Genomic DNA, 16,309 nt, shown 5'->3' on the forward strand with positions numbered 1-16,309 from the left:
CAGCTGGGGCTGTGGGGCTTCTTCCTCTACGGGTTCGGTCCGGTCGTCCCGCTGCTCCGCGACGAACAGGGCACCAGCGCCGCCGTCGCCGGCCTGCACAGCACCGGCATCGCCGTCGGCGCGATCCTCGGCGGGGCGCTCTTCGCACCGGCCGCCCGCCGCCTCGGCCGCGGCCCGGCCACCTGGCTCGGCCTCGCCGGCGTGGCCGCCGGCGTCACCGCGCTCGGGCTGCTGCGCCCGCTGCCCGCCACCCTCGCCGCCGTCGCGGTGATCGCCACCTTCGGCATGATGGTGATCAGCGGGGTCAGCGTGCTGCTCACCGCCCACCACGGGCCGACCGCGCCCGCCGCGCTCACCGAGGCCAACGCCGTCTGCGCCGGGATGGGCATCCTCGCCCCGCTGGTCATCGGCGCCACCGTCGACGCCGGTCTCGGCTGGCGGCCCGCGATGGCCGTCGAGGTCGGCCTGATCGCGCTGGTCGCGCTCGCCGCCCTGACCTTCCGGGTACGCCTGCCGCAGGGCGCCCCCGCTGACGCGGCTGCCGCCGACCCCGCCGGGGCGACCGCCCCGGCCGCCGTCGACCCGGTCGCGGTGACCGCCTCCGCCGATGCCGGCGTGACCGCCTCGGCGGCCGGCGTGGCGCTGGTCGACCCGGCCCCCGCCAGCGTGACCGCCTCGGCGGCCGACGTGGCCCTGGTCGTCCCGGGCCCCGCCGCCCCGGACGGGCATGCCGGTGACCGGGCCGCCACCCGGCGGCTCCCCCGGGCGTACTGGATCGCCTGGGTGCTCATGTCGGTCACCGGCTCGATCGAGGTGTGCCTGTCGCTCTGGACCGCCGACGTGCTGCGTACCCATTCCGGGCTCAGGTCCGGCGGCGCCTCGGCGGCCGTCGCCGCGATCGTCTGCGGGATGTTCATCGGCCGGGCGGCCGGCGGCCGGCTCGCGCTGCGCTGGCCGCCGGTGCCGCTGCTGCTCGCCGCGCTGACCGTCTCGCTGGTCGGGTTCGTCGTCTTCTGGTCCGCCCCGGCCGGCTGGCTGGCGGTGACCGGCCTGGTCGTGCTCGGCTTGGGCAACGCCCTGCACTACCCGCTGGCCCTCTCCATCGCCCTCGCCGCCGCCGGGCCGGCCGCGGACAAGGCGGCCGGCTGGTCGTCGTACTCGATGGGGGTGGGCTTCGGGATCGCCCCGGTCGCCCTCGGCTGGGTGGCCGACGGCGTCGGCCCGCACCTGGCCTTCCTGCTGCTGCCCGGCTTCATCGCCGCGGCCGTGCTGCTCACCCTGCGGCTGGGCCGGGCGCTACACGCCCCCGCCGCCACCCCCCCAACCGGTCCCCGCCAGCGCCTCTTGATCGACTCCACCTCGCCGACCTAGCGGTGTCGCGGCCTGGTGCACTGGTCCAGGTCGCCGATGTGGGGGTGTCGCCTCGTGGACCGGCGCAGGTCGCCGATGTGGCGGTGTTGCGGCCTGGCGGACTGGTCGAGGTCGCCGATGTGGGGGTGTCGCCTCGTGGACCGGCGCAGGTCGCCGATGTGGCGGTGTCGCGGCCTCGTGGACACCGCCACATCGGCGATCTGGCCGGCGCGTCGGGTCTCAGCGCACCCGCGCGAGGCTCACGCCGTCGGCGATGGGCAGCATGACCACGTCGACCCGGACGTCGGCCAGAATCTCGTCGTTGAACGCGGCGATGGCCCGGTCGTCGGCGTTCTCTGGGGCGAGCACCCGGCCGCCGCGCAGGGTGTTGTCCACCGCGATGACCCCGCCCGGCCGCATCCGTGGCACCAGCTCGTCCCAGTAGATCGGGTAGCCGACCTTGTCCGCGTCGATGAACGCGAGGTCGAGATGCCGCTCCTGGGGCAGTTCCCGCAGCCGGTCCGCGGCCGGGCCGATCCGCAGGTCGATCCGGTCCTGCACGCCGGCCCGGGCCCAGTACCGCCGGGCGATGCCGGTGTATTCCTCGGAGATGTCGAAGCAGGTCAGTCGGCCGCCGTCGGCCAGCCCGCGGGCGATCGCCAGCGCGGACAGCCCGGTGAACGTACCCACCTCCACCGCCTGCCGCACGCTGAGCAGCCGGGTGAGGAAGGTCAGGAACGCGGCCTGCTCCGGCGCGACCTGCATGCCAGCCTGCTCCGGCAGGACGGCCCGGGTCTCCTCGGTCAGTTCACGGACGATCTCGTCCGGCGCCGACCCGTGCGCGACGAGGTACGCGTGCAGTTCCGGCGTGAGCGGAAGCGGCTTGGTGGTCATGATCGGACGTTAACCGAGATGCTCGATCTCCTGGCCGCCGGGCGCAACCTTCGTCCACAAGTCGGTGACACTCAGCCCCAACTCACGGAGCAGACCGCGGAGCAGCGGCAGGCTCAGCCCCACCACCGTGCCTGGGTCGCCCTCGATACCGGTCAGGAACGCGCCGCCCAGCCCGTCGATGGTGAACGCCCCGGCCACCGCCAGCGGCTCGCCCGTCGCCACGTACGCGGCGATCTCCTGGTCGCTGACGTCCGCGAAGTGCACCGTGGTCGACGCGACCGCCTCGGCCCGCGACTCGTGGAGCACGTCGATCAGGCAGTGCCCGGTGTGCAGCACCCCGCTCCGCCCGCGCATCCGCTGCCAACGGCGGGTGGCGTCCGCCGCGTCCGCCGGCTTGCCCAGGATCTCCCCGTCGAACGCCAGCACCGAGTCGCAGCCGAGCACCAGCGTCCGATCGTCCGGCGCGGCGCGCAGCCGGCCCAGCACCGCCTGCGCCTTCAGCCGGGCCAACTCCAGGCACAGGTCGTCCGCCCGGTCGCTGACCACCTTTGACTCGTCGACGCCGCTGACCAGCACGTCGGGTTCGATCCCGGCGGCCTGGAGCAGCTTGCGGCGGGCGGGACTCTGTGAGGCGAGCACGAGGCGCAGCGGCATGGAGGTCGACACGGGAGCGACGCTACCGGCTGATCCGCGGCGGCGGGTCGTCGGCACGTCGACGCCGCCGCCACACGAGGTAGCCGCCGCCCGCCGCCAGCAGGACGCCCAGCGTCGCCAGGCCCCTCGCGGTCGCGCCGTCGTCCACGCCCCCGTCCTCCGGCGCCGCCCTGGTCGGCACGGGCGCGGCCGCCTTCGTCGACCCGAAACCCAGCGGAGGTACGTCCGCCGTGAGCGCCGCGACCAGGTCGATGACGCCGTAGCCGTACTCGTCGTCCCGGCCGGGCGGGCCCTTGTCGATCGCGGTGGCGGTCAGGCGATGCGCAACCTCCTCCGCCGGGAGATTGGGGTACTTGGACCGGATGAGCGCAGCGGCACCAGAGACTATGGCAGTGGCGTCCGAGGTTCCGGTGCCAACCCGATACTTCCCATTGATGCTGGTGCTGTAGATGTCCACCGCCGGGGCCGCCACGTCGATCTGTGGACCCGCGACCGAGATCGCCGCATGGTTCCCCTTCCTATCGACGCCTCCGACGGCAATAACGCCCGGCTCGCTAGCTGGATAGCCGACGTTGACATCGGCCGGGACGTTTCCTCCTCCGGCGACGACCACAATGTTTGCTTGCAGGGCCGCCCTTATCGCTCGTTGTAGACGGATGGTTGCACCGGCAACGGCGGAAATGCTAATTACATCTGCCCCCTGAGTTATGGCAAATTCGATCCCTTCGGCAAGGCCTTCCGTATCTCCGCCTTCACTCGATTGTTTGCCTCGGATTGGAAGTATCTTCGCCTCGGGTGCTACTCCCAATGCGCCGGCATTATCACCACTGCCATGCGCCGCGATGAGGCCAGCCATGCCAGTTCCATGGCCATCGGAATCCTGGCGCCCATCACCCGCGGTGCCCGCTGTGGTGTCCACGCCCTCAAGCAGGTTCCGCACTAGGTCTGGGTGGGGCGCCACATCTGTGTCGGGAACAGTTACAGTGACGCCGGCTCCGCGAGATATCTTTTGTGCCTGGTCTACCTTCAAATAGCGCAGGTGTCATTGATTGCGCCGAGCCATCGCAGCGTCGGGCGATGAGGGAGCCGCGAATGCGGGAGCCGTCGAAGTAAGCGCTATTGCGCATATGACTAATGTGGTGGCGGCTTGGGCTTTGGGGCGCTTCACCTATCAAACCCAATGGCAGGACCGGGATCAATCGGTCCCCTCTCGTCCAGTGGGCGAACGATAGGTGGCACCCCTTCGTCGGTCTCCCATGGATGATCTGAATCCCATGAACGACGACCGCCGTCGCCGCGAAGTCCCCGCGGCAAAACAGTGGGAGTACCGCCACTTCTCGGATTGACTGAGGTGGGCGATCCCCCTATGGGAGTGATGCCATGCGGTCCAGCAACTTGCGAAGCTCTCCCTGCGCCTGGGCGGGAGCCAGCGGCACCTGATGGCGCGGTCCCTGCGCCACCGCCACCGATGACTCCGCCAACCGGATTTACACGACGCGGAGGTACAGCCGCTCCTGGGTGGCCAAGGCTGTTTCCAAGCGCGCCGCCGATAAGTCCACCAGGCGGCAGGCCCTTAGTCGGGCTGGCAGAGGTGGGACCTTTCGCGGTTTCTGCAGTTGGTCGGCTCACGGGCCCAATCGGTTCGCGGAGCTGGCTTTGCGGGGTCGGTCGGCCTGGGAAGCCTGGGAACGCTGAAAGGGGCGGTGGGGCAGCGATGCTTGGCTGAGGCGGCAATGTTGAAGGTATGAGGGGGGATGGGCCTGGGTTGGTCGGTGCCAGCCCTCCTCCTGTCCCACCAAGGATGGGACCGATGGCGGGTGCGACAGGAGTTGGTATGGGCTGCCCTGCCGTCGTTGGCTGGCTAAGGCGAGCGGCAGTGCTAGAGGCTGCGATAGGTATAGGCACGACCGGGGGGATGACAGGAGGCTGGGCTGCCGGCTCTGACGGCCCTGCTGCGTGATCAATGCTGGGCCAAGTGCGGGGTGGTGGTTGGCGGAGCATGACTTGGGCTTGTTGGAGTTCCCCGCTCAACCCCGTCATCAACCCCCGCGCCTGGACGTTCAACCGTTCCAGGTCCGCGTCCGTCACCGGCGGCTGCTCGGGTAGTCGGCTGCCGGCCACCGCCTTCGGGTCGGCGAGCGTCGCCTCGTACGCCTGCTTCTGCCGGAGCTTGGCCGCGTACTCGTCGTGGATCGGCTTGAGTTCGGCGCGGGTGCTGCCGATGGCGCGGGTGGCGGCGGCGAGCGCGTCGTAGTTCGCGGCGGCGGTGTCGTGGGTGCGCTGCACCTTGTCGATGAGCTGGTCCAGTTCGCCGAGGTACGCGCGCGCGGCGGCGTTGGTCTCCGGCGGCCATGCCTCGGCGAGCCCGCGGCGGTATTCCTGCAACCGGCTGAGGTGGGCCAGGGTGAGGTCGCAGACCTTGCGCCAGCCGGCGACCTGCTTCCACTGCCCGCTGGTGTCCTGGTCCTGGAGGCACGCCCACATGCTGAGCACGTCCATCAGGTGCCAGTCGGTGAGCCCGGAGGTGCGCCCGCCGCCCCGTTCGATCACGGCAGCACCACCGGCCGGTCGTCGGCGGCGGAGGGATCGGTCAACGCCGGCAGGGGGCGGCTGCCGCCGCCTGCGGAGCGGGCGAGGGCTTCCTGCACGTCGGCGACCTGGGCGGAGGAGAAGGCGTCGGAGTCCGCGTATCTGGTGGCGATCAGGTGCGCGGCGCCGGCCAGGTGGCCGGTGGCGGGCACCAGGCCCCAGACCACCTCGGCGGTCGCCGTCTGTGTCTCGTGGTGGGCCTGGAGGAACTGCACCAGCTCGATGAAGGCGTCGGCGGGGTTGGGGATGGCCGCCTTCATGTCGTCGGCGATGTATGACAGGTGTGGGGCGTAGTTGCGGAGGACCTCGTCCTGGAGGCGGTCGGCGAACTCGCGCATCTGCCGGATGTCCGCCTCGATGGCGCCGTAGTCGCGCAGCCAGCCCGCTGGCCGGTTCGCCTCGGGGATCATCGACCCTCCTGCCTGTCACCGCACCGTTTCCCTGAGTGAGGTTAACGGCTCGTCGCGGATCTCGGCAGCCCCGGATGTGCGTACCCGGGGAGAGGTCAGCGGGGGAGGCCGGCGGCGCGCCACGCGCCCGGACCGGCGACCAGCGCCGCGCCGGCCGGACGGGCGCTGCGGGTCCACTGCGACACGGCGGCCGGCGCGGGGGCGGCGGCCGGTCGGGTCCGGACCACGATCGCCCCGACCAGGGCGGCCAGCTCCTCGGCGGTGGGCGCCCCCCGGACGATCCGGAACAGCGGCTCTTCGGCAGACATGGTCTCAGGGTACGCGTCGAGAACTTGACCTTCGCCGCACAGTGGCGTGCCGGCGGTGTGAGCGTCGGAGCAGCCGGGTACCGTCTCAGCGATGTCTGACGCGCTTCCCCAACTCGTTGCCGACCGGTACCGGCTCATCTCGCCGCTCGGCCAGGGCGGCATGGGTCGGGTGTGGAAGGCGCGCGACGAGGTGCTGCACCGGGACGTGGCCATCAAGGAACTCGTCCCGCCGCCGAGCCTCACCCCCGAGGAGCGCCGCGAGATGCGGGAGCGCTCGCTGCGGGAAGCGCGGGCGATCGCCCGGCTGAACAACATCAACGTGGTTCGCATCTTCGACGTGCTGCGTACCGACGGCGACCCGTGGATCGTCATGGAGTACGTGCCGTCCAGGTCGTTGCAGGACACGATCGCCGAGGACGGTCCGGTGTCCACGGCCAAGGCTGTCCAGATCGGCCTCGGGGTGCTGGGCGCGTTGAAGGCCGCGCACAAGGCCGGCATCATGCACCGCGACGTCAAGCCGGGCAACGTGCTGCTCGGCAATGACGGCCGGGTGGTGCTCACCGACTTCGGCCTGGCCACCATCCCCGGCGACCCGAACGTGACCCGCACCGGCATGGTGCTCGGCTCGCCCGCGTACATCGCGCCCGAGCGGGCGCGGGACGGCACCGCGGGGCCGGAGGCCGATCTCTGGTCGCTGGGCGCGACCCTTTATGCGGCCGTCGAGGGCAAGTCGCCGTACGCCCGGCCGTCGGCGATCGCCACCCTGGCCGCGCTCGCCACCGAGCCGCTGCCGCCGCCGAAGAACGCTGGGCCGCTCAAGCCGGTTTTGCAGGGCCTGCTGCGCAAGGACCCGACCGAGCGGATCACCGCCGAGGTGGCGGAGCGCCTGCTCCGCAAGGCCGCCGGGCGGCGCGCGAAGAGCATCTCGCTGCTGGACGGCGTACGCCGGCCGGGGCCGAACGGTCCGCGCGAGCCGCGCCCGCCGCTGGTCCCGGGGCCGCGCCCGGTCGGCGGTTCGTCCACTTCGGCCCCTCGCAAGCCCGACCCGGCCTCGGTCGCCGCCGCAGGCGCGGCCGCCGCCACGGTCAAGGTTCCGGACGGGGCGGAGGACGCGCCCACCGCGAAGGTGATCCCGCCGGTCGCCGAGCCGACCGCGAAGCTCGACCCCGCGCCGGCCCTCGACGAGACGCGGGTGGACGGACCGGATCCGGCCGCCGACAACATCCGGGTCGACGGACCCGATCCGGCCCTCGACGAGACGCAGGTGGACGGCGAGCCGGTCGTCGACGGCCCGGCGGAGCCGCCGCCCCCGCCGAAGAGCCCGACCTCCGTCCTGGCGGCGCCGGTGAGTCCGGCGCCGTCGACCGGCCGGGCCGCGGTCGTCCCGAGTACGAATCCGGAGCGCAACCGGCGCAACCTGCTGATCGGCGCGCTGGTCGCGGTGCTGCTGCTCGTCCTCGCGGTGGCCGTGCCACTGCTCACCAGCGGCGATGACGGCGGTGACGGGGGCCGGCCGAGCGCGGCCACCAGCGGCGCCTCGGCACCGGCGGCGACCAGCGCCGCGCCGAGCAGCGCGGCGCCCAGCCCGACCCCGTCGGCGACGCCCTCGGCCTCCGCCGGCACCCTGCCCGCCGGCTGGCACTACTACAAGGGCCCGAACGGCTTCCAGGTGCCGATCCCGGACGGCTGGCAGGCCCGCGTTCGCTCCGACACCGTTGTGCTCTACGAGATCGGCGGGGCGCAACGCGTGCTGCTCGTCCAGTGGACCAACTCGCCTAAAAAAGGCGCGGACACGGAATGGCAGCAGCAGGAGCCCAACCGCCGGCGACTCGGCGACAACTACAAACTGGTGGACATCACTCGTTGCGACTACTACCGGACCTGCGCCGACTGGGACTGGTTGGAGACGCGGAAGGGCGTCCGCTTCCACGTGCGCAACCGGGGCGTGGTTACCGCCAGCGACCGGGGCTTCGCCCTCCGGTGGGAGGTCCCGGAGAAGGACTGGGCGGCCAACCTGGCCAACTGGGACGTGATCACCAAGAACTTCAAGCCGGACCGGGTGGACTGAGGGAGCAATCCCGGCCCGCGAAGTGATTCGCATGGCCTTCCGTCGTACGGGGTAATGGAAGTTGCGACGACGGAAGGAGGTACGACATGGGTTACCGACACAAGGACACCGGGCCCCGGCTGGCACTATGGATGCTGGTCGCGCTCGGGGACATCGTCCTTCTGCTGGTGAGCGCCGGCCTGTCCGCGCCGATTGCGGTGCTCACGGTCGTGGCCCTCGTCGCCGCGGGGGTGGCGACCTGGCGGCTGGCTAGCCGCACCACCCTGCCCGGACGGGGTGCGCTTCCCGTGCCGGCCGGCACGCGACGCCGGGTCTGACCGGGCGCCACAGACGACGGCGGCGGCAGCCGGACGGGCTATCGACGTGATAGCCGGTCCCGCTGCCGCCGACCTGTTGCGTCAGGACCCTCAGGTGTTGTTGGCCAGCGCGATCAGGCGGGTCCGGTCACCGTTCCAGTAGTTGCGGTCCACGTTGCCGCTGATCCCGGAGACGCTGCCGGTGCTGGTGTACTGCCAGAAGCTCCAGAACGGGGCGCCGGCCGGCAGGGTGCCGGGTGTGCTCGCCCAGCGGGCGATCCACAGCGGGTGGTTGGCCCACGGTCCCGTCCAGCTGCCGGTGCACTGGTTCCACCAGCTCGTGGTCGTGTAGATGACCGCGTACCGGCTGGTGCGTGACTTGTAGGTGTTGAGGAAGTCCTGGATCCAGTTGCGCATGCCGGTGGTGCTTAGGCCGTAGCAGTAGCCACCGGCGTACGGGTTGGCCTCCATGTCGAGCGCGGCGGGCAGGGTGCGGCTGTCGGCCGACCAGGCGCCGCCGTTGCTGGCCAGGAAGTTGGCCTGGGTGGCTCCGGAGGAGATGTTCGGCCGGGCGAAGTGGTACGCCCCGCGGATCACGCCGGCGTTGTATGCGCCGACGTAGTTGGCGCCGAACCGCGGATCCTTGTAGGTGGTGCCCTCGGTCGCCTTGATGAAGGCGAACTGGATGCCGGCGTTCCGGACGCTGGTCCAGTTGATGCTCCCCTGGTAGTTCGAGACGTCGATGCCGGGGGTGGTGGCGGCCGCCGCCGGTCCGGCGGTGGCGACGAGGGCCGCCGCCGCGGTGGTGGCGATGGTGAGGCCGGTGGCGAGCAGCCGGCGAACGGAGAGTCTGCTACGAGCCATTGATGCCCTCCAGAGACGGCGATTGATTGATGCCCATCCTTGGAGGTAAGTGCCCCCTGCCGCAAGAGGGCTTAAAGAAATTTTCATTGACGGTCATCATCGCTTCGCTGGCCGCTCAGGGCTGGTCAGCCAAGCGTGGCCGGGTCCAGTGCCCAGCGGAACGGCTCGGTGAACGTAAGAGTCTCGCCGGCCTTGGCCACCCGCTCCTCGACGTAGTGCGCGCCCTCGAGCCGGTACAGCCGCAGCGCATGGCTGCCGCCGTCCTGCTCGACGAGCAAGTACCACGGGATCCGGGCGATCGCGTAGAGCTGCATCTTGACCAGGCGGTCGGCGGCGGCGTTCACGGGAGAAACGATCTCGCAGACGAGCCGGACCTCGGCTGCCTCGATCACGGTGCCCTCGTCATCGGTGTCAGCGACGACCAGGTCCGGAATGACGATCCGATTCACCCCGAGCCGGACGTTCACGGCCTCGAACACGAGAAGCCCGTCCGGTGCGACGGCCGACTCCACCGAGTTGGCGAGCCGGCGCGAGACAGTCTGATGCCGCTTGCTCGGGGCCGGGCTTACGATCAGGCTCCCGTCGAGCAGTTCGATCCGGTTACGGCTCTCGCCCATGGCGAAGTAGTCGGCCTCGGTCCAGAGGCCGACATGCTGGTCAAGAGGCTCAAGGGGTGCCGCACTCACCGGCGTTCACCTCCCGCTCCGATCGCCACCCGGTCAGTCTCACGCGATACGAGGCCGCGCCCGCCGAACGACACAGCTCGGGCCGGTAAGCTGCCCGCCCATGCCCCTCATCGACGGCCTCACCACCCTCTGGGACAAGCTGTTGAGCGCGCAGCCCGACCCGCCGCCGCTGCTGGTGCTGGTCACCGCCGCCGTGGCGCTGGCGGTGGTCGCCACCCGGGTGCCCTGGCGGATCGCCCGCAACGCGGTGACCATCGCGCACGAGGGCGGCCACGCCCTGACCGCGCTGCTGACCGGCCGGAAGCTGCGCGGTATCCGGCTGCACTCGGACACCTCCGGGCTCACCCTCTCCGCGGGCCGCCCCAGCGGCCCCGGCATGATCTTCACCCTGCTGTCCGGGTACGTCGCCCCGTCGCTGGTCGGTCTCGCCGGGGCGTGGCTGCTCGCTGGTAACCGGATCACCCTGCTGCTCTGGGTCGCCGTGGTGCTGCTGCTGGCCATGCTGGTGCTGATCCGCAACGTCTTCGGGGTGCTGTCGCTGCTGGTCACCGGCGGTGTGGTGCTGGCGGTGTCCTGGTACGCGTCGCCGCAGGTGCAGGCGGCCTTCGCCTGGACGTCGGTCTGGTTCCTGCTCCTCGGCGGCGTACGCCCGGTGGTCGAGCTGCAACGGCTGCGCGGCCGGGGTCGGATGCCCCAGTCCGACGCCGACCAACTCGCCCGGCTCACGCCGTTCCCGGCGCTGTTCTGGGTGACGGTCTTCGCCCTGGTCAACCTGGCCGTGCTGGTCGGCGGCGCGCTGCTGCTGGCCGGCCCGATCCTCACCGACACGGGCCTCACCCTCTAGCCACGTCAGACCTGCCTTGCGCGAGCGAGAACGGCGGGCATCGGTCCCGGACATTAGGCTGACCAACTTGATTAGGAATCGTCGGTGATCCTAGGTTAGCCGTGTGAATGGTGGCGTTTCGCTTTTGGGTTGGTTCGGGGGAGATTCCGGTGATGTGGGCCGTTCGTGATCGCGGGTTCTCTTGGTTCGATGGCGGGGCGATGAGTCGGTGAGCGGGAAGCTGCCGCTGGCTGAGGGTGAGGCCTCCCGTACCGCTTGCGCCCGTGCTTCGCTGCGATCGGGGGTGGACGAGGAGAGCGGTGAGGTTCTGTCGCAGGCGGTGCTTGCGCAACGGATGGGCTGGTGTGCCGATCTGGTGGCGGGCATGGTCTCCGGCCTGTTGGCGGAGCGGTGGAACTGCGCGGATGTGGAGGTGTTGGCCTCCGGTGTGGACGCCGGCGGCCGGAAGCTCCCATCGAATGCGTGGATGGCGTTGCGGCGCCTGGGGTGGACCGCCACCGCGCCCGAGGGTGTGAAGGTCAATGACCGGATCGCGCGCATGGCGCAGGAGCAGGCGGGGCGGGCACTTCGTTCGGCGTGGTGGCGTGCTGCATTGACCTCCGGGGTGTTGGCGACGTGGCCGGCCGATCCGCGCAAGCGCACTCCAGGGGAGTGGGAGCAGGTGCGTCGGGCGGTTCCGGGTGGGGAGCATCTGTCGTCGGGTGTCATCAAGTCCCGCACGCGGCAGGCTGCCAGGTTCCTTGCCGTCAATGGGCGGCTGCCGGTGGATGTGTTCGAGTTGGAAGGTGTCCCAAGGGTGGCGCGGATGCTGCTGTTGGCCGCGTGTGACCGGCAGCAGGCCAGCATCGAGCGCAGCGACACTGACGCTCGGAGGGTGTTGCTGCGGTTGCAGTTGCCCACGCGCCCGGATCCGCGATCGTATCGGGATTGGACGTGGGTGGCCTGTCCGATCAGCCTGCCGCCCACGGTCCCCGCCTCGGCGATACTGCACCTGCCCACCCTGCGCGTGACCGGCCGACAGGTGTGCGCCGATGTGGCGTACACGCACGCTGTGCCGAAGGCCCGGCGGACCGGTCACACGGTGGCGGTCGGCGTGGACTGGGGTCTCAACACTCTCCTCAGCGAGGGAGCCCTGCGACTGCACGAGGATGGGCGGATCACCGCGTTGGGGGCGGGCGGTCAGTTCCGGGCCGCCGGGGTCCTCGCCAAGCAGCACCGCCTGCGCCGGCACAGTGAGCGGCTGCACGCCAAGGCCGACCACTACCAGCGCCTCGCCGGCTGTGACGAGCGGCATCAGCTCGTCGGCAAGCACGAGGTGCTGCGCGACGAGATCCGCCACGTCTCCGCACGCCGCCAGAACCTGAACGCCGCGCTCGCGTGGGCTGCCGCCCGCTGGGCCGTCGACCAGGCGATCGCCGCCAGGGCGACCGTCATCTACGTCGAAGACCTAAGGTCGTTGGAAGCCAAGGGCATGGGCGCCACCCTCAACACCCGGCTGTCCCAGCAAGTGCGCGGGCAGATCGTCGACCGGATACGGCACCTCGCCGCCGAGCACGGTATCGCTGTCGTCACCACGCCTGCGCGCAACACCTCGAAGCACTGCCCGCAGTGCCTGACACCGCTGCGGCACTGCAAGGCCCCCGATAAGCCGACGGTGGCGGGCTGGAAGTGGGCTGTCTGTCCCCACCAGTCCTGCCGGTGGCAGGGCGACCGCGACCAGGGCGCCTGGCGACGCATCGCCGCCCGCGGCCTGACCCACCAGGCAAAGACCGCCATCGACAAGACCAGCGGGCACATGGTCATCCGCGCCGTAGTCGACAAACTCGAAACGGCAGCGGTCATCACGAAGACCAGCCGGGCCGACCGGTCGAAGACCGGCCCCACCCGGCGCAAGGCACCACGCCCCGCGCCCAGGCGACGCAGGGCACCCTCCCCCACCCGGCCCCACAGCCTGGCGGGTAAGCGTCCGGAGGGACACGCACCAACGGACCGGAAGCTGTCCCGCGCAGCCCACCGACACCAGGGCGTGAACACGACCAGCACACCCACCACCGGCCACCGGCCGCGCGGAGCCGCCCTGGGCGCGGGATTCCACTTCCACGCCCACGCGTCCCCACCACGGTGGGAAACGATCCCGGAAACTCAATCCGACTCAGGATCGCTAAGCTGATCAGGGACGCTGCCCGGCCATGGACGAGGTGACCGCCCGGAACCGGGCCGCGTACGACCGGATCGCCGAGGACTTCGCCGCTCGCAACCCCGAGATGCCCGGCCCGTACCTGGCGCTGGCCGACGAGTTCCAGCGGCGGACCGACGGCCCCCTGCTCGACCTGGGCTGCGGCCCCGGCCGGGACCTCGGCTACTGGGCCGGTCGCGGATCGGCGATCGTCGGCCTGGACCTGTCAGCCGCGATGTTGCGCGCCGCCCGTGACCGGGTCGACGTCCCGCTGGTGCAGGGCGACATGTTGCGGCTGCCGTTCCGGGACGGCGCCTTCGGCGGGGTCTGGTGCTCCGCCTCCCTGCTGCACCTGCCCAAGGCGGCGGCCCCGGCGGTGCTGGCCGAGGTCGGTCGGATGCTGCGCCCCGGCTGTCCGTTGCTGCTCAGCCTGCAGGAGGGCGACGGGGAATGCTGGCAGGGGTGGCCCGGCCAGGAAGCCGACCGGTTCTTCGCCCGGTACCGCCCCGCCGAGGCCGAGGCGTTGCTGGCCCAGGCAGGTTTCCGCCTGCTTCGCCGGGAGCGGGACGTCACCCCGGCGGGCAAGCGGTGGTTGTGCCACCTCGCCACGGCGGACTGACCGGCGAGGCAGAATCAGACCGTGCGATACGTGATCATCGGGGCGGGCGCAGTCGGCGGCACCATTGGCGTACGGCTGGGGGAGGCCGGCCGCGACGTGACGCTGGTGGCCCGCGGCGCGCACCTGGACGCCATCCGCGAGCGGGGGCTGGTCCTGCGGACGCCGGAGGGTAGGGTGACCGGCCGGCTGCCCGCCGTGGCCGGGCCGGGCGACCGGCCGCTGCCGGCCGACACCGTGCTGGTGCTGACGGTCAAGTCGCAGGACACCGAGGCGGCGCTGGCGACCTGGGTGGACGCCCCGGTCGAGGGCGGCGGCACGGCGGGTGAGCGGCTGCCGATCCTCCTCGCCCAGAACGGCGTCGCCAACGAGCGGGCCGCGCTGCGGCTCTTCGCCCGGGTGCACCCGGTCTGCGTCTGGCTGCCCGCCACCCACCTCGAACCGGGTGTGGTGGTCGCCAACGGGCACCCGCACCCGGGCATGCTGCACTTGGGCCGCTACCCGTCCGGGTCGGACGACACCAGCCGGACGGTGGCCGCCGACCTGACCGCCGCCGGTTTCGTCGCTCCGGTCCGCGACGACGCGATGCGCTGGAAGTACGGCAAGCTGCTCGGCAACCTCGGCAACGGCCTCCAGGCGCTGCTCGGCTCGGACATCCCGGAACCGCTCGCCGCCCGGGTACGCGCCGAGGGGGAGGCCGTGCTGGCCGCCGCCGGCATCGCGCACACCACCCCGGCCGAGGAGGCCGCCGAGCGGGGCGACCAGGCGCGGCACCGGCCCGTCGACGGCGAGGAGCGGGCCGGCGGATCCACCTGGCAGAGCCTGGCCCGGGGCGCGGGCTCCGCCGAGGCCGACCACCTCAACGGCGAGATCGTGCTGCTTGGCCGGCTGCACGGGGTGCCGACCCCGGCGAACGCGGCGGTCCAGGTCGCGGTCCGCCGGGCGGTACGCGAGCGCATCCCGGCCGGCGGGTTCCCCCTCGTCGAGTTGGAGAAAATGGTCGGCTGACCGGGCAACCCCACCCCCGACGCCAGGCGTCTCTCCTGCGACCGTCACGGGGGAGGTAACAGGGTGCCGGACGTCGACGGGTTCGACGAGTTCTACCGGGGCAGCCGGCAACGACTGCTGGGCTTCGTCTACGTGCTCACCGGCAACCTCGCCGAGGCCCAGGACGCCGTGCAGGAGGCGTACATCCGGGCCTGGCAGCGCTGGTCGACGGTGAGCGGGTACGACGACCCGGAGGCGTGGGTACGGGTGGTGGCCAGCCGGATCGCGGTGAGCCGGTGGCGCAGCCTGCGTAGCCGCGCCCGGGCGTACCTGCGGCACTGGGCGGAGGAGAGCATCCCGCCGCCCAGCACCGACACGGTCGAGGTGGTGGCCGCGCTGCGCCGGCTGCCCGAGGAGCAGCGCACCGCCATCGCGCTCTACTACCTGCTCGGCATGCCGGTCGCCGAGGTCGCCCGGGAGACGGCGGCGCCGGTCGGCACGGTGAAGGCGCGACTCTCCCGGGGGCGGGCCGCGCTCGCCGGGCTGCTCGCCGTCGTGGATCTGGAGGAGGCCACCGATGCGTGACGACGACCTGGCATTCGTCGACCGGGTGCAGCGGGAACTGGGCGACGTCCGCTGGCCCGAGCCGGTCGAGATCAGGGCCCGGGCCCAGCGCCGCAGCCGGCGTACGGCGGCGCTGGCCGCGCTGGCCGTGCTGACGGTCGCCTCGGCCTCCGCCGTCGCGGTGGCGGCCCGCCCCGACGCCTCCGGAACGCCGTCCACCGTTGCCGAGCCGGCGTCCGCCCTACCGGCGAGCGGGGAGCCCGAACCGACCTTTCCACGGCGCTCGCCGATCGCCTCACCCGCCGCCGAGATTCCGCTGGACGTGCTGCTGCAAGCCGCCGACGTGAAGGCGAAGACCGAGGCCCCGCTGACCCAGTCGGGTCTCGGCGAGGGGGTCCAGTTGGACGAGATGCTGCGGTACTGCCGCAAGGTCCAGGGGCAGCGGGCGGAGTGGGAGCCGTCCCGTTACTCCCGCTCGCTGACCCTGCTCCGGAACCGGCCAGGTGCCGAGCAGCCACCGAGCGACGTCCTGCTCAACCAGGACGTCTACCGGGTCGCGCCGGACGTGGCCGACCGGATCTTCGCCGAGATGGCCGAGGTGCTCGCGCCCTGCCGGGAGTGGCGGTCCAGCGGTCCGACCCGGTGGCAGGGAAAGACGATCAGAGCGCAGGTCGTCCACTCCTGGCAGGAGGTCGACCGGAACTTCGCCGGCGACGAGTCGGTGCTGCTGCGGCACACGGTCGTCGAGGCCCGGAACCTGGACACCGGCAACCTGCTCCCCGACGTGTCCAAGCCCGACAGCACCGCCATCGTCCGGGTCGGCGACCTGGTCTCGGTCATCAAGATCGGCCGTGGCGGCACCGAATCCGACCTCCGTCGCCTGGCCGGCGTCGCCGCCGACCGGATGTGCGCCGCCGCCAACCCCCGCTGCTGACCAGCCCGAAGATCCGCGCAACGTCCGGCGGGCTGCTGTCCCCCAGCGGGAGCAGCCAGCTTCCCAGAG

General features: G+C 71.7%; 17 protein-coding genes. 10 read left to right on the plus strand and 7 right to left on the minus strand.

Going from position 1 to position 16,309, the window contains the following annotated elements:
- On the plus strand, window positions 1–1,371 hold a 1,371-nt coding region (locus FXF52_RS18510), incomplete at its 5' end, for a sugar MFS transporter (RefSeq protein ID WP_148798206.1).
- A 219-nt stretch (window positions 1,372–1,590) separates the two neighbouring features.
- Here FXF52_RS18510 and FXF52_RS18515 read toward each other — a convergent pair.
- Genes FXF52_RS18515 through FXF52_RS18525 form a run of 3 tightly spaced genes read right to left on the minus strand, consistent with a single transcriptional unit; the run spans window position 1,591 to window position 3,937 of the window.
- Window positions 1,591–2,244: an O-methyltransferase gene (locus FXF52_RS18515; protein WP_148798207.1), complete on the minus strand. Its 654-nt coding sequence runs from the start codon at window positions 2,242–2,244 to the stop codon at window positions 1,591–1,593.
- Window positions 2,245–2,253: 9 nt separating this feature from the next.
- On the minus strand, window positions 2,254–2,910 hold the full coding sequence (locus FXF52_RS18520) for a nucleoside triphosphate pyrophosphatase (RefSeq protein ID WP_148798210.1): 657 nt from the start codon (window positions 2,908–2,910) through the stop codon (window positions 2,254–2,256).
- Between the two features lie 10 nt (window positions 2,911–2,920).
- Window positions 2,921–3,937 carry a S8 family serine peptidase gene (locus tag FXF52_RS18525; protein ID WP_255472098.1) on the minus strand — a complete coding sequence of 339 codons (1,017 nt, stop codon included), beginning with the start codon at window positions 3,935–3,937 and terminating at the stop codon, window positions 2,921–2,923.
- 960 nt (window positions 3,938–4,897) lie between these two features.
- Between FXF52_RS18525 and FXF52_RS44080 the strand changes: the two genes are divergently transcribed.
- On the plus strand, window positions 4,898–5,152 hold the full coding sequence (locus FXF52_RS44080) for a hypothetical protein (RefSeq protein WP_148798213.1): 255 nt from the start codon (window positions 4,898–4,900) through the stop codon (window positions 5,150–5,152).
- Window positions 5,153–5,444: 292 nt separating this feature from the next.
- Here FXF52_RS44080 and FXF52_RS18535 read toward each other — a convergent pair whose 3' ends face one another.
- Together FXF52_RS18535 and FXF52_RS18540 are read right to left on the minus strand one after the other, a co-directional pair.
- The gene (locus tag FXF52_RS18535; RefSeq protein ID WP_148798215.1) at window positions 5,445–5,897 is read right to left on the minus strand and encodes a hypothetical protein; all 453 of its coding nucleotides are present in this window, start codon (window positions 5,895–5,897) and stop codon (window positions 5,445–5,447) included.
- A gap of 95 nt (window positions 5,898–5,992) precedes the next feature.
- On the minus strand, window positions 5,993–6,205 hold the full coding sequence (locus FXF52_RS18540) for an acyl-CoA carboxylase subunit epsilon (RefSeq protein ID WP_148798217.1): 213 nt from the start codon (window positions 6,203–6,205) through the stop codon (window positions 5,993–5,995).
- 91 nt (window positions 6,206–6,296) lie between these two features.
- On the opposite strand from FXF52_RS18540, the gene FXF52_RS18545 reads away from it, so the two are divergent.
- A complete protein-coding gene (locus FXF52_RS18545; protein ID WP_148798219.1) occupies window positions 6,297–8,273 on the plus strand; it encodes a serine/threonine-protein kinase in 1,977 nt (658 codons plus the stop codon).
- A gap of 86 nt (window positions 8,274–8,359) precedes the next feature.
- On the plus strand, window positions 8,360–8,590 hold the full coding sequence (locus tag FXF52_RS18550; RefSeq protein ID WP_148798221.1) for a hypothetical protein: 231 nt from the start codon (window positions 8,360–8,362) through the stop codon (window positions 8,588–8,590).
- A gap of 90 nt (window positions 8,591–8,680) precedes the next feature.
- On the opposite strand, the gene FXF52_RS18555 is transcribed toward FXF52_RS18550, so the two are convergent.
- On the minus strand, window positions 8,681–9,433 hold the full coding sequence (locus FXF52_RS18555) for a GH25 family lysozyme (RefSeq protein ID WP_148798223.1): 753 nt from the start codon (window positions 9,431–9,433) through the stop codon (window positions 8,681–8,683).
- A gap of 125 nt (window positions 9,434–9,558) precedes the next feature.
- Complete coding sequence (locus FXF52_RS18560) at window positions 9,559–10,050, minus strand: Uma2 family endonuclease (protein ID WP_148798356.1); 492 nt, start codon at window positions 10,048–10,050, stop codon at window positions 9,559–9,561.
- A gap of 169 nt (window positions 10,051–10,219) precedes the next feature.
- Here FXF52_RS18560 and FXF52_RS18565 point away from each other — a divergent pair, with 169 nt between their 5' ends.
- The 6 genes from FXF52_RS18565 to FXF52_RS18590 all read left to right on the plus strand — a co-directional run bounded on the left by FXF52_RS18565 (window position 10,220) and on the right by FXF52_RS18590 (window position 16,240).
- Complete coding sequence (locus FXF52_RS18565) at window positions 10,220–10,963, plus strand: M50 family metallopeptidase (RefSeq protein WP_148798225.1); 744 nt, start codon at window positions 10,220–10,222, stop codon at window positions 10,961–10,963.
- Between the two features lie 208 nt (window positions 10,964–11,171).
- Window positions 11,172–13,133 carry a zinc ribbon domain-containing protein gene (locus tag FXF52_RS18570; protein WP_148798227.1) on the plus strand — a complete coding sequence of 654 codons (1,962 nt, stop codon included), beginning with the start codon at window positions 11,172–11,174 and terminating at the stop codon, window positions 13,131–13,133.
- 19 nt (window positions 13,134–13,152) lie between these two features.
- A complete protein-coding gene (locus FXF52_RS18575; RefSeq protein WP_148798229.1) occupies window positions 13,153–13,758 on the plus strand; it encodes a class I SAM-dependent methyltransferase in 606 nt (201 codons plus the stop codon).
- A gap of 21 nt (window positions 13,759–13,779) precedes the next feature.
- A complete protein-coding gene (locus tag FXF52_RS18580) occupies window positions 13,780–14,763 on the plus strand; it encodes a ketopantoate reductase family protein (RefSeq protein ID WP_148798232.1) in 984 nt (327 codons plus the stop codon).
- A gap of 63 nt (window positions 14,764–14,826) precedes the next feature.
- Complete coding sequence (locus FXF52_RS18585; protein ID WP_148798234.1) at window positions 14,827–15,327, plus strand: SigE family RNA polymerase sigma factor; 501 nt, start codon at window positions 14,827–14,829, stop codon at window positions 15,325–15,327.
- The gene (locus FXF52_RS18590; protein ID WP_148798237.1) at window positions 15,320–16,240 is read left to right on the plus strand and encodes a hypothetical protein; all 921 of its coding nucleotides are present in this window, start codon (window positions 15,320–15,322) and stop codon (window positions 16,238–16,240) included. The genes FXF52_RS18585 and FXF52_RS18590 overlap by 8 nt, the downstream gene beginning before the upstream one ends.
- Window positions 16,241–16,309: the final 69 nt, after the last annotated feature.

The sequence above is a fragment of the Micromonospora sp. MP36 genome, assembly GCF_008119785.1.
Lineage (GTDB): Bacteria > Actinomycetota > Actinomycetes > Mycobacteriales > Micromonosporaceae > Micromonospora.

Excerpts from the sequence above, each read along its gene's own strand:
- FXF52_RS18515 (WP_148798207.1), bottom strand. The coding sequence starts at position 2,244 with ATGACCACCAAGCCGCTTCCGCTCACGCCGGAACTGCACGCGTACCTC.
- FXF52_RS44080 (WP_148798213.1), top strand. The coding sequence starts at position 4,898 with ATGACTTGGGCTTGTTGGAGTTCCCCGCTCAACCCCGTCATCAACCCC.
- FXF52_RS18535 (WP_148798215.1), bottom strand. The coding sequence starts at position 5,897 with ATGATCCCCGAGGCGAACCGGCCAGCGGGCTGGCTGCGCGACTACGGC.
- FXF52_RS18540 (WP_148798217.1), bottom strand. The coding sequence starts at position 6,205 with ATGTCTGCCGAAGAGCCGCTGTTCCGGATCGTCCGGGGGGCGCCCACC.
- FXF52_RS18545 (WP_148798219.1), top strand. The coding sequence starts at position 6,297 with ATGTCTGACGCGCTTCCCCAACTCGTTGCCGACCGGTACCGGCTCATC.
- FXF52_RS18550 (WP_148798221.1), top strand. The coding sequence starts at position 8,360 with ATGGGTTACCGACACAAGGACACCGGGCCCCGGCTGGCACTATGGATG.
- FXF52_RS18555 (WP_148798223.1), bottom strand. The coding sequence starts at position 9,433 with ATGGCTCGTAGCAGACTCTCCGTTCGCCGGCTGCTCGCCACCGGCCTC.
- FXF52_RS18560 (WP_148798356.1), bottom strand. The coding sequence starts at position 10,050 with ATGGGCGAGAGCCGTAACCGGATCGAACTGCTCGACGGGAGCCTGATC.
- FXF52_RS18565 (WP_148798225.1), top strand. The coding sequence starts at position 10,220 with ATGCCCCTCATCGACGGCCTCACCACCCTCTGGGACAAGCTGTTGAGC.
- FXF52_RS18575 (WP_148798229.1), top strand. The coding sequence starts at position 13,153 with ATGGACGAGGTGACCGCCCGGAACCGGGCCGCGTACGACCGGATCGCC.
- FXF52_RS18590 (WP_148798237.1), top strand. The coding sequence starts at position 15,320 with ATGCGTGACGACGACCTGGCATTCGTCGACCGGGTGCAGCGGGAACTG.